Source organism: Gelidibacter japonicus, assembly GCF_010725055.1.
GTDB lineage: Bacteria > Bacteroidota > Bacteroidia > Flavobacteriales > Flavobacteriaceae > Gelidibacter > Gelidibacter japonicus.
In genome coordinates this window covers 1-15,127 of record NZ_BJKB01000009.1, presented here as the reverse complement: position 1 = coordinate 15,127, position 15,127 = coordinate 1, and the positions used below count along the sequence as shown (strand labels likewise).

13 protein-coding genes are annotated in these 15,127 nt (G+C 37.2%); 12 read left to right on the top strand and 1 reads right to left on the bottom strand.

The features are described from left to right. Nucleotide 1: 1 nt before the first annotated feature. On the top strand, nt 2–1,342 hold the full coding sequence (locus G6N06_RS10390; protein WP_163516590.1) for a hypothetical protein: 1,341 nt from the start codon (nt 2–4) through the stop codon (nt 1,340–1,342). Next, on the top strand, nt 1,339–2,490 hold the full coding sequence (locus tag G6N06_RS10385) for a glycosyltransferase family 2 protein (RefSeq protein WP_163516588.1): 1,152 nt from the start codon (nt 1,339–1,341) through the stop codon (nt 2,488–2,490). Before G6N06_RS10390 ends, G6N06_RS10385 begins: the two co-directional genes overlap by 4 nt. Nucleotides 2,491–2,599: 109 nt before the next feature. Here G6N06_RS10385 and typA read toward each other — a convergent pair whose 3' ends face one another. Next, the gene (typA, locus tag G6N06_RS10380; protein WP_163516586.1) at nt 2,600–4,399 is read right to left on the bottom strand and encodes a translational GTPase TypA; all 1,800 of its coding nucleotides are present in this window, start codon (nt 4,397–4,399) and stop codon (nt 2,600–2,602) included. A gap of 398 nt (nt 4,400–4,797) precedes the next feature. Between typA and G6N06_RS10375 the strand changes: the two genes are divergently transcribed. The 10 genes from G6N06_RS10375 (at nt 4,798) to G6N06_RS10330 (ending at nt 14,627) form a co-directional block, all read left to right on the top strand. Next, the gene (locus G6N06_RS10375) at nt 4,798–5,157 is read left to right on the top strand and encodes a hypothetical protein (RefSeq protein ID WP_163516584.1); all 360 of its coding nucleotides are present in this window, start codon (nt 4,798–4,800) and stop codon (nt 5,155–5,157) included. 347 nt (nt 5,158–5,504) lie between these two features. Next, nucleotides 5,505–6,323: a 3-deoxy-8-phosphooctulonate synthase gene (kdsA, locus tag G6N06_RS10370; RefSeq protein WP_163516581.1), complete on the top strand. Its 819-nt coding sequence runs from the start codon at nt 5,505–5,507 to the stop codon at nt 6,321–6,323. Nucleotides 6,324–6,333: 10 nt separating this feature from the next. After that, entirely contained in the window at nt 6,334–7,197 is an 864-nt protein-coding gene (locus G6N06_RS10365) for a hypothetical protein (RefSeq protein WP_163516580.1), read from the top strand. Nucleotides 7,198–7,199: 2 nt separating this feature from the next. Continuing rightward, the gene (locus tag G6N06_RS10360) at nt 7,200–7,664 is read left to right on the top strand and encodes a GNAT family N-acetyltransferase (RefSeq protein ID WP_163516578.1); all 465 of its coding nucleotides are present in this window, start codon (nt 7,200–7,202) and stop codon (nt 7,662–7,664) included. A 503-nt stretch (nt 7,665–8,167) separates the two neighbouring features. Then, nucleotides 8,168–8,797, top strand: coding sequence for a hypothetical protein (locus tag G6N06_RS10355; protein WP_163516576.1), 630 nt, complete (start codon nt 8,168–8,170; stop codon nt 8,795–8,797). Nucleotides 8,798–9,043: 246 nt separating this feature from the next. Next, nucleotides 9,044–9,337, top strand: a complete 294-nt coding sequence (locus G6N06_RS10350; protein WP_163516573.1) for a winged helix-turn-helix domain-containing protein — start codon at nt 9,044–9,046, stop codon at nt 9,335–9,337. A gap of 73 nt (nt 9,338–9,410) precedes the next feature. After that, nucleotides 9,411–10,805 (top strand): DUF4153 domain-containing protein, encoded by a 1,395-nt coding sequence (locus tag G6N06_RS10345; RefSeq protein WP_163516571.1) that lies wholly within the window; start codon nt 9,411–9,413, stop codon nt 10,803–10,805. A gap of 582 nt (nt 10,806–11,387) precedes the next feature. Next, complete coding sequence (locus G6N06_RS10340) at nt 11,388–11,990, top strand: SanA/YdcF family protein (protein ID WP_163516568.1); 603 nt, start codon at nt 11,388–11,390, stop codon at nt 11,988–11,990. Nucleotides 11,991–11,992: 2 nt separating this feature from the next. After that, entirely contained in the window at nt 11,993–12,391 is a 399-nt protein-coding gene (locus G6N06_RS10335) for a ribosomal maturation YjgA family protein (RefSeq protein WP_163516566.1), read from the top strand. A 331-nt stretch (nt 12,392–12,722) separates the two neighbouring features. Next, nucleotides 12,723–14,627 carry a TlpA disulfide reductase family protein gene (locus tag G6N06_RS10330; protein ID WP_163516564.1) on the top strand — a complete coding sequence of 635 codons (1,905 nt, stop codon included), beginning with the start codon at nt 12,723–12,725 and terminating at the stop codon, nt 14,625–14,627. Nucleotides 14,628–15,127 lie beyond the last annotated feature (500 nt).

Below are 15,127 nucleotides of genomic sequence, written 5' to 3'. Positions count from 1 at the left end.
TATGAACAAGGTAAAACTAAAATTATTTTTACTTTTAACTCCATTATTAAAGACAAAATATCAAATGACTGAAAAACGGTTTAAATATGTTCTTATTGCGATTTTATGTATCGTTTTTATTGCAGTCATCAACAAACCTATTGAAATATATCCAGATTCAGAAGGTTACTTGAATATGGAAATTTATAGATCTGCCGGATATCCCATTTTTCTCTGGATTTTAAAGCAAATTTCTGGCAGTTATTTGAACCTCGTTACCATAGTTGTTCAGGCCGCCATTGGATTAATTGCTATTTACCTTTTCATTTCACGATTGAAGAGGCTTTTAAATCTGCATTCCTTTTGGTATTTACTTTTAAGCATGGTTATGGCCGTCCCATATGTTTATAATCATCAAATTGCCAACAATTATCTTTCAGAAGCACTAACCTATCCTTTATATTTATTGGTAGTTATCTCTTTTTTGGAAAGCTTGATTACCGGAGAAGTCAAAAAACTTTGGATAGCTTGGCCAATTTTAATGGTTTTAATGATCACAAGAAGTCAGTTTCTGTTTATGGTTCCTGCGGCACTGCTCATTATACTATGGTTGGCCTATAATCAGAAAAAGACCAAGAACTACCTGTGGATAGGCTTGGCATTTTTCATCTTACCGGTGCTTACTTCGCTAATGGACAAGACTTATCACCAACTAAAACACGGACACTTTGTCAACACGCCCTGGACAGGAATCCATCTTATAGCTCCAGCATTCTATGTTGCTGACGAAGAGGACTATCAATTGTATGATTCGGAAGAAGAACGAGACTTCTTTAAATCGATTTTCACAAAGTTATATTCCAACCACTTAAATGTGAATCATCTAAATGAAGATGGCCAACGCGATGCGACAGAGTTTTATATCCGCCATTATTCAGCGATTGCGAACGCTACTATTTACGATTCAGGAAAGGAACTTGTTGGCATACAGTTGAGCGAAGACCAAAAGTTCATCGCACTCGACCAATTGACAAAGAAAATGGCCTTGCCACTTGTGCTCAATAATTTTAAATCTTGGTTTAAATTATATATCAAAAATTCGGTCAGTGCTTTTGGCAGTGCAAAACACGCTGCAATCTATATTATCTTATTATTGGTTGGTTTAGTCGGACTCTTTAAAAAAGGACAAAACGACTACAAAGTCATGAGCCTGTTGGTACTTTTAACGCTTGGCAATGTTGCTTTGGTGGCCATTGGCATGCATGCCATCAAACGCTTCACATTTTATAATGACTGGGTGCTGTTTTTAATTCTTTTTATTTTAATAGATGCCTATTCCAAACCTATAAAATCAAACTTATGACCATTGAACTTACCATCGTAATGCCTTGTCTCAATGAAGCGGAAACATTGGCAGACTGTATTCAAAAAGCACAGCGTTTTTTAAAATCCAATGATGTCACTGGCGAAATTATCATTGCGGATAATGGAAGTACGGATGGCTCCCAACAGATTGCAGAGCTTCATGGCGCTCGACTTGTCAATATTCCGAAAAAAGGATATGGCAATGCGTTGAAAGGCGGAATTGAAGTGGCTTCCGGAACCTATATCATTATGGGAGATGCGGATGACAGCTATGATTTTGAAGATTTAATGCCCTATGTCATAAAATTAAGAGAAGGTCATGACCTGGTCATGGGAAATCGCTTTAAGGGCGGCATCAAACCTGGTGCCATGCCTTTTCTGCACAAATATCTCGGCAATCCTGTGCTATCTTTTTTAGGACGTTTGTTTTATAGTATCAAAATCGGCGATTTTCATTGTGGATTGAGAGGTTTTTCAAAAGAGGCGTACCACAAAATGGATTTAAGGACCACCGGAATGGAGTTTGCATCCGAAATGATCGTCAAATCAAAATTGAATGGCTTGAAAATTGTCGAAGTTCCAACCGTTTTACATCCAGATGGCAGGTCTCGCAGGCCACACTTAAAAACTTGGAGCGATGGATGGCGCCATTTACGTTTTCTGGTGCTTTACAGTCCCCACTGGCTGTTCCTCATTCCTTCAATTGTCATTATGTGTATCGGATTGGTGATTTCAATCTTATTGATTTCACAACCGGTTATGGTGGAAGGTATTATTTTTGACATACACACCTTGATGTATTCCTCAGGTATGGTATTGATCGGATTTCAACTTTTGGTATTTTACGCCTTGACAAAAATCTTCGCCGTCGAAAACGGCTTACTTCCAAAAAGCGATCGCTATAACAGATTGTTCAAATATATCAATTTGGAAAAAGGGTTGATTATTGGGGTGATTTTTTTGATTGTTGGATTTATTCTGAGTTACAAAGGCTTATCCATTTGGAAATCCACTGATTATGGAATGTTGCAACCTACAGACACTTTTAGAGTCATTATTCCTGCCGTTTTCACTATTTTGCTTGGGGTTCAGGTGATTCTATTTAGTCTGTTTTTCAGTATCCTTGGGTTGAAAAATACCGCATAAAAAAAGGAACTCCGATTTGGAATTCCTTTTTCAATTATGTGTTTCATATCCTTTCCAACTGGTGCGGTTGGGCAAGTCAGCGAGGTAGGAATAATATAACTCAATGCTCTTAGATCGACTTATTTCTTTTACGTTCGACTTCCGTCAATAAAATTTTACGCAAACGGATATGATGTGGTGTCACCTCTACGTATTCATCCTTTTGAATGTATTCCAAGGCTTCTTCCAATGAAAATTTAATCGCTGGAACAATTCGCGCCTTATCATCAGCACCTGATGAACGAACGTTACTCATTTTCTTGGTCTTAGTAACGTTAACCGTCATATCGTCACCACGGGAATTTTCACCAATCACCTGACCTTCGTAAATATCTTCTCCCGGATCGATAAAAAACTTACCTCTATCCTGTAATTTGTCAATAGAATACGGAATGGCCTGACCTTTTTCCATAGAAACCAATGAACCGTTCTGACGTTCAGGAATACCGCCTTTAAGTGGCTGGTATTCTTTAAAACGGTGCGACATGATCGCTTCCCCCGCTGTAGCAGTCAACAATTGGTTACGCAAACCAATAATCCCACGTGAAGGAATTAAAAATTCACACACCATACGATCGCCTTTTGCTTCCATACTTAACATTTCACCTTTACGCATGGTCACCATTTCAATGGCCTTTCCAGAAACTGATTCCGGTAAGTCAATCGTCATCTCCTCAATAGGCTCACATTTAACGCCATCAATTTCTTTAATAATTACCTGAGGTTGGCCAATTTGAAGCTCATAGCCCTCACGACGCATCGTTTCAATCAACACCGATAAGTGCAAAACGCCACGTCCAAACACCATAAATTTATCAGCACTATCTGTCGCACTGACACGTAGTGCCAAGTTTTTTTCGAGTTCTCTTGTCAAACGGTCTTTGATGTGTCGAGAGGTCACATACTTTCCATCCTTACCAAAAAATGGCGAATCATTAATTGTGAACAACATGCTCATGGTTGGCTCATCAATTGAAATGGATTCCAATCCTTCTGGGTTTTCATAATCGGCAATAGTATCGCCAATGTCAAAACCTTCCAGCCCAACCAGGGCACAAATATCCCCAACCTGTACTTCTTCTACTTTTCTCCGACCTACACCTTCGAAAACATGAAGTTCTTTAATTTTGGATTTCACGATTTTTCCATCGCGCTTAACCAAAGAAATGTTCATTCCTGTTTTTAAAACGCCACGTTGTAAACGTCCGATAGCAATTCTACCCGTAAAGGATGAATAGTCCAAAGATGTGATCAACATTTGAGTCGTACCTTCTTCAACTTTCATCGAAGGAATGTGTTCGATCACCATGTCCAATAATGGTTCTAAAGAATCGGTTGGTTTTTTCCAATCGGTACTCATCCAGTTGTTTTTGGCAGATCCGTAAACTACCGGAAAGTCCAATTGCCACTCTTCAGCGCCCAGTTCAAACATCAAATCAAAAACAGCCTCATGTACCTCATCTGGGGTACAGTTCTCCTTATCCACTTTATTGACCACTACGCAAGGCTTTAAGCCCAGATCAAGAGCCTTCTGAAGCACAAAACGAGTTTGTGGCATTGGTCCCTCAAATGCATCGACTAAAAGCAAAACGCCGTCAGCCATGTTCAATACGCGCTCCACTTCACCACCAAAATCGGCGTGACCAGGAGTGTCAATAACATTAATTTTTGTGTCCTTGTAGATTACGGAAATATTCTTAGAGGTGATAGTGATCCCTCTTTCACGTTCCAAGTCGTTATTGTCAAGGATTAAATCACCCGTATTTTCCGATTCACGAAACGTGTGACAGTAGTACATAATTTTATCAACCAAGGTGGTTTTACCGTGGTCAACGTGTGCAATAATTGCAATATTTTTTATCTTCGCCATATATATGGTGCCATTTTTCGGCGTGCAAATGTACGCTATTTATTTTTTACAAGCTTTCTTGCCGCTTCTATATTTTTCAGATTTATTCATAAAACATTTATAATAATGATAATTACTCACATATACAAACGATTGAAGCCCATAAACATAGTGGTCCAAGCATAGAATGTTCTTCAATGGCAGAGAGTTAATAAAATGTTATTGCCTAAAGTATTTATACTATCAATTCGTATCTTTCGTTTAAGAATTGATTAATAGTAAAGCGCCATTCCCACTAATCCACATAACTCATTGGCAATTTACATCTGACCGTTTAGTATTTGAAATACCTGTTTATTGATAACAAGACCCTTCTTGATTTTTGATATTCACAATGATTAAATCACTTGAAATAACAGATGAAAACACTTAAAACATATTCAAAATTCATCCCTTACCTCTATTTTATTGCCGTAATTATCTATTGGTTTACTGATGTCAACAAAAGTGAAGGTCTTACAGCCTATCCTATATTGCTGTTTGGAATTCCTTTTTTATGGCAATTGATAAAACCAAATGAGAAACTTAACTTTTCTTTAGGGATCACATTTGTTTGTCTCTCTTCTTACATGATACTGGCCTACTTATCAGATCTCTTAAACATCATCAATATTTCATATGAAACCAAACCATTTTTGATCATGGGAGGCTTTTTCGTTGTCGGCAATTTTGTGATGGCACTTTGGATGGTCCGCAATAGCATCAAAAAGGTATTTTAGCCAAAATCAATGTTCTTTGTTCTGTCAGAAATTAAATTCTGCCGGCTGATCTAAAATTCATCCTTTAAAAGCTTGGACCTTTAAAGCTTGGCTTAAGCATTTGACTATCCTTTTGTTTCGCGGCCATAGGATTGACCTATAGCTGGCTAAACACTTCAGGAATGATGTTCAAATTGCTTTGATCAACACCCATCCAGAACCTTGGAAATTCAACTCAATTTTAGGAATTAAAAGCTTCTCCAGACATTAGAAATACAGCGGCAACCTTGTCAATAAAATTCCATGATCAACAAAAACAACTACACACATTATTTTCCGTAACTTTGCATTTTTAAATAAATATATAAATGACTCTTAACGACGTTCCAAGATTAAAATATACAACTGCCGATAATTTCTTTTTATTATGTGGGCCATGCGCCATTGAAGGAGAAGAAATGGCGTTACGTATTGCTGAAAAAGTATTGGCAATTACCGATAAATTACAAATCCCTTATGTTTTTAAGGGGAGTTTCAAAAAGGCCAACCGCAGTAGAATTGATAGTTTTACAGGAATTGGCGATGAAAAAGCTCTTAAAATTCTAGGTAAGGTTTCTGAAACTTTTGACATCCCAACGGTAACCGATATCCATGAAGTCTCTGATGCGGCGATGGCTGCCGAATATGTGGATGTATTGCAGATTCCGGCCTTTTTGGTTAGGCAAACAGACTTGGTTGTAGCTGCCGCGGAAACGGGAAAAGTGGTCAACCTCAAAAAGGGACAGTTTATGAGCCCGGAAGCCATGAAGCATGCCGTCCAAAAAGTAAAGGATGCGGGCAATGAAAAAGCGTGGATTACGGATAGAGGGACGATGTTTGGCTACCAGGATATGATTGTTGATTTTAGAGGTATTCCTACCATGCGCCAATATGCACCAACGATCCTAGATGTCACCCACTCTTTACAGCAACCCAACCAAAGCATAGGCATTACCGGCGGTAGGCCAGATATGATCGAAACTATTGCTAGAGCTGGTGTTGTCAATAATGTTGATGGCCTATTTATTGAGACCCATTTTGATCCTGCAAATGCCAAAAGTGATGGCGCCAATATGCTCCACTTGGATAACTTAGAAAAGCTTCTCACCAATCTGGTGGCCATCAGAAAAACAATTCTTACTTTATAATTCTATTTTAATGTTTATAATTCCTCGCGCACCATTTATTGGTGCCTTACTCTTTTTGTTTACATTCAACAGTTATTCACAAAACAGTACAGAACCGACAAAATACACTGCAAACAACAAAGGCAAATTCTTTGTGAGCTGGGGCGGCAACAGAGCAAGTTATTCAAAATCTGATATCACATTTAAAGGAGAAGATTATGAGTTTACCATCAAAGACGCCACCGCAAAGGACAAACCAAAAGGTTGGCATATCGATTACGTAAATCCAGCGCGTATTACCATTCCACAGACCAATTTTAAGATTGGTTATTTTATTTCAGATAAATATTCATTGGCTCTTGGCATGGACCATATGAAGTATGTGATGACAAGGAATAAAAACAGAGTGGTTAACGGCTATATTAATTTGCCTTCTAATGATGTAGGATCTGTTTTTAATGGCGTTTATGACCAACAAAACGTTATGGTTTCTGAAGAGTTCTTACAGTTTGAGCATACCGATGGATTAAACTATGTGTATCTGGAGTTTGCCCGACGTGATGATATATCCTCAATATTCAATATTCAAAATACCGATAAATTTCAGGTAAATGTAACGGAAGGCATAGGTGCAGGAATTCTTTATCCTAAAACCAACACGACGCTTTTTGATAGAGACCGATACGACGAATTTCATATTTCAGGTTATGGACTTTCAATTGGTGCAGGCTTGAACTTTACCTTCTTCAAACATTTCTTTATACAGGGTGATCTGAGAGGTGGTTATATCAATATGGGCAATATTAGAACAACCCGCAACCCAAGCGAAGGTGCCTCACAACATTTTTACTTTTCCGAGAGGATAATTAGCTTAGGCGGCATATTTAAAGTTTAATTATGATTCAAATTAGAAAAGCAAACTTAAAAGACATTCCTTTTATTACTACAATTTTCAGGGATACTATCATGCATGTCAATGCAAAGGATTATTCCGAAAAGCAAATTCGTGTTTGGGCATCAGGTGCATTAGACATTGACAAATGGGAAGACCGTATTGAGAATTCCTATTTTATTGTTGCCGAATTAAATGATTCCATTGTCGGTTTCGCTTACCTCAGCAACGGCAATTATTTTGACGGCCTCTTTATACATAAAGATCATTTACGAAAAGGATTTGGCATTAAATTGATGCGTATTATAGAATCTCAAGCTTTGGCAAAGGGCCATGAAGTTATCAAAGCCGATGTAAGTATTACGGCACTGCCGTTTTTTGAAGACCAATATTATATCGTCGAAAAGAAACAGAAGAAAAATTACAAAGGTCTGGCGTTTGAAATCTTTAAGGTATATAAGGAATTGTAAAAAACGCTCGTTTCTTGTTTCCCGCCTTCGCTTCGCTTCGGACGGGCAGGATTGTTTCTTGTTGCTTGTTTCTCGTTTCTCGTTTCTCGTTTCTAAGATAAAAATAATTAATTCGCATTAGCCTATTTCAACGCAAATAGCAATGGTTTTTCGATAAGGTCGCAAGGTGATTTTTAATCTCATAGCTACTTTTGATTAGGCTTGAGGTTTCTTGTTTTTTGTTTCAAATTATTCGTCTTAGCTCTGCTGCTCGGCTCTACAACAGTTTCGGCAAGCGGAAGAACAGGCCATTATGGCATTATTTATTTTTATTCGTTATTACAATTCTTTATCCCATCTGCGTAATATCTAATAAGTTACGTACACCTTCAATCAAAAATCATGAATCATCAATCGCTAATCGTTAATCCCTATTCCTCTCACTCCCCTTTTCCAAAAGAATAAATTATTTACTTGCACAGGTCAATAAAATCATTTTACTTTGTATTTCAAAGTACTTTACTATGGAGTCAAAAGACTATTTGAAAGATATCAGTGAGATTAAGAATATGATGCATAAGTCCTCTCGATTTATCTCATTGAGTGGATTGTCCGGCATACTTGCAGGAATATATGCGCTAGTGGGAGCAATTATAGCCCATAGAATTATTTTAGATATTAATGCCATAGAACATCCCATAAAAGGTTTTTTTGCAGCATTTGATGCTATAAGCACTCTTTTTGGTATTGCCGTATTGGTGGTATTACTTTCTATTGTCACAGGAATATTTCTTACGGTCAGAAAGGCCAAAAAGAATAATGCCCGTGTTTGGGATGGCTCTTCAAAACGTCTTGTGATCAATTTTTTAATACCCATTATTACCGGTGGTTTGTTTTGTTTGGTATTGATCGATCAACAATTGTTCGGATTGATTGCTCCCGCCACCCTCATTTTCTATGGATTGGGTTGTATCAACGCCAGTAAATATACTTTGGGCGATATTAGATATTTAGGACTCATTAATGTGGTTTTAGGGCTCATCTCGACCCAATTTGTGGGTTATGGTTTGTACTTTTGGGCTTTCGGTTTTGGGATTATGCATATTATATACGGCACGGTAATGTATTTTAAATATGACACGGATAGGAAATAGGCGTGGGTTTTCTCTCGCAGAGTCGCGGAGGCTCAGAGAAAGTTCTGTGGTGGAACCTGAAAAAGAGCCTGCCGGTCCGCTTGCCCGAAACTTTTGTAGAGGCGGGCAGTCATAGCGAAGGTTGGAAACCATAGAAACTTGTTTACCTGTCCATAAATTTTGTGGAGATTGAAAACATTATTAATCACATTTTAAATTGGAGATTCCTGCTTTCCTGTCTGCGGACAGGCAGGCGCAGGAATGGTTATGAGCATCATCGACAACATAAATAAAGTATTTGATCACAGAATCCGTTTAGGAATTATGTCTGTGTTGATGGTCAATGAATACGCGGATTTCAAGACCTTAAAAGAACTTTTGGATGTGACGGATGGCAATTTGGCAAGCCATACCAAAGCGCTTGAAACTGCGGAATATATTAAAGTAGAAAAACAGTTTATTGGAAGAAAACCAAACACACGTTACAGTACCACAAAATTAGGTGAAACTGAGTTTAAAAAACATATTGAAGCCCTTGAAAAACTTATAAACAAAACATAATCACCTTTTAATCAACATACAATTTTTTTTATCAACTAACTTTGTATTTCAAAGTACTTTTAAATTCTAAAAAATGAAAACAATTATTAGCATCATTGCAGCACTTCTATTTAGCACCTTATTTTATGGTCAGAACATTGGACTTAACCTTTCAGTTTTCAGTGTGATTACCATTGGCCTTCTCATCTTTCAACATCCAAAAATAGCCAGGTTAAAATCGGCGATAGTTTTTATAGTGGTTTATTTCACAACCGCCATTGTTGTCTATTTTAACCATTCGGCATTGGCAATATTTGCGAACTGCGTAGCCTTTTTTACTCTAATTGGGACGTTTTCAGAATCAAGATCTTCGATTTACATCCGATGGTTGAACGGTATCTACACAACCATTGCGGCCTATTTCCAAAGAAGGAGTGATTCCACTATCGATCAGGAACAGCAGAATTGGAAAAAAAACAGGGACTACCTTCAGCTCGCTAAACTGATCGGCATTCCGTTGATGGTCTCCATCGTATTCATCCTAATGTACAAAAACGGAAATCCGATATTTAATGGGTTTATTGAAAAGATAAATTTTGAATTCATCAATTTTCAATGGTTTCTCTTCAGTCTTTTGGGATTTTTCCTCTTTAATAATATTATCAATCCAGTACAAATACATCCAGCGACAACCAAAGATCTCCAAACGGACAATCAACTGCATCCAACTGGACCACTGCTCCTTGATCAACTCAAAAAAGAGCAGCAATTGGGCATCCTTCTGATGGCATTACTCAACATCCTTTTGATTTTTTATAGCATAACGGATATTTACTATCTTCTGAACAATGATATCACTTCAGCATCAGCTTTATCAAGCCAAGTCCATAGTGGCATCAACACTCTGATTGCCTCGATAATTGTCGCAATTTTGATTATTCTTTACTTTTTCAGAGGAAATCTCAACTTTTATCAAGACAATGTCCTACTTAAAAACCTCTCCTATACTTGGATATTTTTAAATATCGGATTAGTAGTCCTAATCGCAATAAAAAACACTGAATACGTTGTGGTATATGGGTTTACTTACAAACGGATCGGGGTTTTTACATATCTTTTTTTAACCTTAGCCGGACTCATCACCACCTTTTTAAAAGTGCGAAATGTCAGAAATCTGTGGTTTTTATTCCGAATCAACACCCAGGTGGCCTTTGCTATCCTGATGGTATCGAGCTGTATCGATTGGGATCACGCCATTACCAATTACAACTTAAAACATGCCGAGAATTTAGATCTTAATTATTTGATTGATTTAACAGACAACAATGCGATTTTATTACAAGACTATACAGCAGAACATCGGGTATCGTCCAATCAACAACAACGGATCCATGATAAGTACATCGGCTTTATTGACAAGGTATCAGAAAGAAATTGGCAGGAATGGACCTACGACAATATCCTAATCAACAAAAAATTTGACCGATGAATGTATTTCTAAATTTTTGTAAATCGACTGTTCTGGCCACACTCATTTTTTGGATGATCATCAGTCCTAAAAGTTTTGAGGTAGACACGTTCCTTTTTGTTCTCCTTTCAATGATCCCTGTATTTGTATGCTGTGTCGTTACCATCGCTTTAACCATATATCCATTTTTTAGCTTGTTTGAAACAGAAACTTTCGACAAAAAAGCGGTCTTTAATACCTTTTTCCCGTTTTACGCTATAGTTGCATTCAGTCTATGCGTTTACGGCATTTTTTTAAGCGATTTGGAATTTTATATGATCGCATTCTTTACGTCTGCCTTCATGACCACCTCATATTCATGGGTCTGGTTCTCAAAAGAACCCATGTGATGAAAACATGTCAACAATCTCCAATTTATAAACTATTTCATATTTTTCAATAATTTTTGTTAAAAGTGGCCGTTGATCATTTTCTAGAAGCTATCTTTTCATCAAAACAATTAAGGGGCATCGTTATGCCCGATATTTGAACTTACACTATGAAATATTTCAAAACACTTCTTGTTCATTCCAGCCTATGAAATTTCTAAAATTCATATTGCTTATGGTAGTCCTTGGAGTCGTTGCATTGGTATCAACCAACTATTGGGTGATTTATAAGGCAAAAGAGGATGTATATTCAAAAATCAATGATCTTCCAAAAAACAAAGTGGGTTTGCTTCTTGGCACTAGTAAATATATGGCCAAAGGAGGCATCAACCTCTATTACGCCTATCGTATTGATGCTGCAGTAGCCCTGTTTAAAGCAGGTAAAATTGACTATATTCTTGTGAGCGGTGATAACGGGAGTGAATACTATGACGAACCCACAACATTTAAGGACGACCTCATCAAAAGAGGGATTCCAGAAGACAGAATTGTTTTAGATTTTGCGGGATTTAGAACTTTGGATTCTGTGGTGAGAGCCAAGGAAGTTTTTGGACAAGATGCATTTACCATAATCTCCCAGAAATTCCATAATGAACGAGCCATCTATTTAGCGAAAAACTTTAAGATTGACGCCATTGCCTTTAATGCCAAAGATGTCGGTAATCTTTACGGACTAAGGACAAGAGGAAGAGAATATTTGGCAAGAGTAAAAGCTTCCATTGATGTGCTATTTAATGTCCAACCAAAGTTTTTAGGTGAAAAAATACAGATAGAATAACTATGAATATCATATTTAACAGCATTTACTTTCTATGGTTTTTGCTGCTATTGGCAACGGAAATCGCCATCGCCCTATTTTTGAAAACCGGTTTTATTCGACATACGTTCGGCGATTTTTTAGTGGTCATTCTTATATATTGCTTTATTAAAAGTTTTTGGAACACTAAGCCTCTCAATGCAGGTATCTTCGTACTGCTCATTGCTTATGCCATCGAGTTCTTACAGCTTTCTAATTTTCTGGAACATCTTAATCTGAGCAACAGTACCGCAGCAACGCTCATTTTTGGCAACACTTTTCAATTTGGTGATTTACTCGCATATACTCTCGGAATTTCAACGACCCTCTTTATCGAACACAAATTCAAATCCGATGGACTCTATAAAAACCACTCTCTTTAATCAGTTTAAGTTAGTGGGCTTTTGACAGTCATTATGCGTTTATGCGTTTTTAGCATATGTAATTTTCTTACACCTTCCCAATGTGAAACAACTTTCCGGTCAGATGATAAAAGACATGGGTTAATAGTAATACTCAGCGTTTTCATGTTCGGGATATCATTCCTTCGAAAGTCCAAAAACAGTCAACAACAAGATCTAATCGTTCTACAAGCAAAAACCAAATTTAACTTGATGGGAATTATTTGGCATCCGTTTGCATATCATGCCTCATTATTTTAACATCCAATGAAATTTCTCTATTTTTATTGTCTTATAAACTCAACAACATCACATGAAAAAAATCACACTGTATTCATTGCTAATGCTTTTGGCATTATTCTCCTGTAAGAAGGAATCAGAAAAAATAGCCCAACCACTGACCATGGGTCAATTGACTTTCTCCAATGGACAGCCTATGCCAGGAGACGATTTAGACATTATTTATGATAGCGATAAAGAAGTCGAAGCATTTTACATATACTTGGTAAACGATAAAAATTATCCGGTTGACATCGACTTTTCAGAATCGAATGGCGAACATCATGCGTCCATAAAAATTCCAGATTCTGCTGTCGCTTTGGCATTTCTTATTAAGGCAGATGACCAATTTGACCATAATGATAAAAAAGGGTATTTTCTGCCGCTTTATAATGAGAATAGCGAGAAAATGAAAGGAAGTAATTCTGCTATTGCTTTTTATGCTGTAAGACAAGGAAGTGATTACGGTATTAAAATGGATAAAAAAGCTGCTTTTGAGACTATCCATGCTGAAATGAGCGCCCATCCTGAACTTCAATCGGACTGGAGCAATTCATACTTGCAAATGGCTTATAGAAATGATAAAGTAAAAGGCAAGAAACTTATTGATGCCTACGCCGAGACCTTTAATTCACGGTCCGATATACCTGAAAAAGAATATTCAGCCTTAATGGAAGCTTATTCTTTAACTGGCGATAGATCAAAATACGATTCGATAAATAAAGTGGTGCTCGATAAATTTCCAAAAGGCAATACCGCCAATTATAAACTGGTAGATCAATTCCAACAGGCAAATGATTTGGATAAGAAAGCCGAGATTTTTAAAACCTTTGCCGATGCCAATCCCCAATTAGGATCTCTTGGAAACTATATGGCCGGCGCCTTATCAGGGGCCTATTACCAACAAGAGGACATGGCCAATTTTGAAAAATATAGTTCCCTGATTGATGATAAAAGTCGTAGAGCATCAACCATGAACAATTTGGCTTGGCCATTGGCCGAAAGTGGAGAAAATTTGGATCAGGCTGAGAAAATGTCAAAAACATCACTCGATTTGATCGCGTCCTTGCAAAAAAATCAAGAAGACAAACCTGATTACTTCAGTAAAAAACAATATCAGAGATATTTGGAATCACAATATCGCATGTATGCGGATACCTATGCATTGATATTATTCAAACAAGGCAACACGAAAGATGCTATTACTTATCAAGAAAAAGCCATAGATGCAAAGGCGAGCGACGTTGCTGTCAACCAACGCTATATCGATTACTTGGTGGCAGACAATCAATATGAAAAGATTAAAGAGAAGGCAGAACACTTTATAAAGTTGGGCCATGCCAATAACGACATAAAAGAGGCCTATAAAATGGCCTATCTAAAAGAGAATCCATCCGCTACCGATGTGGATGCCAAAATAGCTGCTTTTGATGAAGAAGCTTACAGAACACAGGTTGCTGAAATCAAAAAAACGATGCTTGATGAAGAAGCACCAAGTTTTAACTTAAAGGACATGGAGGGAAAAGAGGTCTCATTGGAAGCCTTGAAAGGAAAGACAGTGATCTTAGACTTCTGGGCAACTTGGTGTGGACCATGTATCGCCTCATTTCCCGGTATGCAGGAGGTCGTGACAAAGTACAAAGACGATGACAAGGTCGTGCTCCTTTTTGTAGACACGTTTGAAAGAGGTGCAAACCGGGAAAAAATGGTGGAAGATTTTATCAAAGAAAACACGTACACGTTTCATGTGGTTTATGACCCCATAATTGAAGGCAGTAATGATTTTGAGGTCGCTTCAAAATATGATATTACCGGTATCCCAACCAAAGTGATCATTGGACCTGATGGCCGAATGAAATTCAAATCGGTGGGCTATAGTGGTTCCAACGAAAGACTGATTAAGGAAATAGATATTATGATTGACATCTTGAAATCATAGTTGGTGGGAAGTGGGTAGATCTTAGAGGATAGAGGATAGAGGATAGAATATAGAACATAGACAAATAGACTCTGTCGTATACAATTTAGGAGAATGAACTAAGAAAGCAACTCTGGGAGAAACTATCGCTATAGGATGATTCCACTACTATATGATTTAATCGGATAACACCTTGAAATCCAAAAAAGCCTGAAATTTAATTTTTCAGGCTTTTTTATTTTGTTTAATACGGTTTTTAAAAAAAGACGTATGATAATAGGTATTAAATGTTCTAAAAATTATAGCGCTACTAATTCCTAATTCTGCTACCAAGTTAGATTAACGATTAACGATTGAAGAATGTTGATTTTTTGACAATGAAAATTAATTAATTAATTAATTACACTAGTGTCCCATTAAAATCGGGACGTTTTAAAAATTAAATAAATTTGGCCCATTAAGGCTATCTCGTTCTTTGTCATTTTGAAATTTAGTTTTGCTGAAAAGTTCTCTGAGATTCG

Excerpts from the sequence above, each read along its gene's own strand:
- G6N06_RS10360 (WP_163516578.1), top strand. The coding sequence starts at position 7,200 with ATGATTCAAATTAGAAAAGCAAACTTAAAAGACATTCCTTTTATTACT.
- G6N06_RS10385 (WP_163516588.1), top strand. The coding sequence starts at position 1,339 with ATGACCATTGAACTTACCATCGTAATGCCTTGTCTCAATGAAGCGGAA.
- G6N06_RS10345 (WP_163516571.1), top strand. The coding sequence starts at position 9,411 with ATGAAAACAATTATTAGCATCATTGCAGCACTTCTATTTAGCACCTTA.
- G6N06_RS10335 (WP_163516566.1), top strand. The coding sequence starts at position 11,993 with ATGAATATCATATTTAACAGCATTTACTTTCTATGGTTTTTGCTGCTA.
- kdsA (WP_163516581.1), top strand. The coding sequence starts at position 5,505 with ATGACTCTTAACGACGTTCCAAGATTAAAATATACAACTGCCGATAAT.
- G6N06_RS10350 (WP_163516573.1), top strand. The coding sequence starts at position 9,044 with ATGAGCATCATCGACAACATAAATAAAGTATTTGATCACAGAATCCGT.
- G6N06_RS10330 (WP_163516564.1), top strand. The coding sequence starts at position 12,723 with ATGAAAAAAATCACACTGTATTCATTGCTAATGCTTTTGGCATTATTC.
- G6N06_RS10355 (WP_163516576.1), top strand. The coding sequence starts at position 8,168 with ATGGAGTCAAAAGACTATTTGAAAGATATCAGTGAGATTAAGAATATG.
- G6N06_RS10375 (WP_163516584.1), top strand. The coding sequence starts at position 4,798 with ATGAAAACACTTAAAACATATTCAAAATTCATCCCTTACCTCTATTTT.
- G6N06_RS10340 (WP_163516568.1), top strand. The coding sequence starts at position 11,388 with ATGGTAGTCCTTGGAGTCGTTGCATTGGTATCAACCAACTATTGGGTG.
- G6N06_RS10365 (WP_163516580.1), top strand. The coding sequence starts at position 6,334 with ATGTTTATAATTCCTCGCGCACCATTTATTGGTGCCTTACTCTTTTTG.
- G6N06_RS10390 (WP_163516590.1), top strand. The coding sequence starts at position 2 with ATGAACAAGGTAAAACTAAAATTATTTTTACTTTTAACTCCATTATTA.
- typA (WP_163516586.1), bottom strand. The coding sequence starts at position 4,399 with ATGGCGAAGATAAAAAATATTGCAATTATTGCACACGTTGACCACGGT.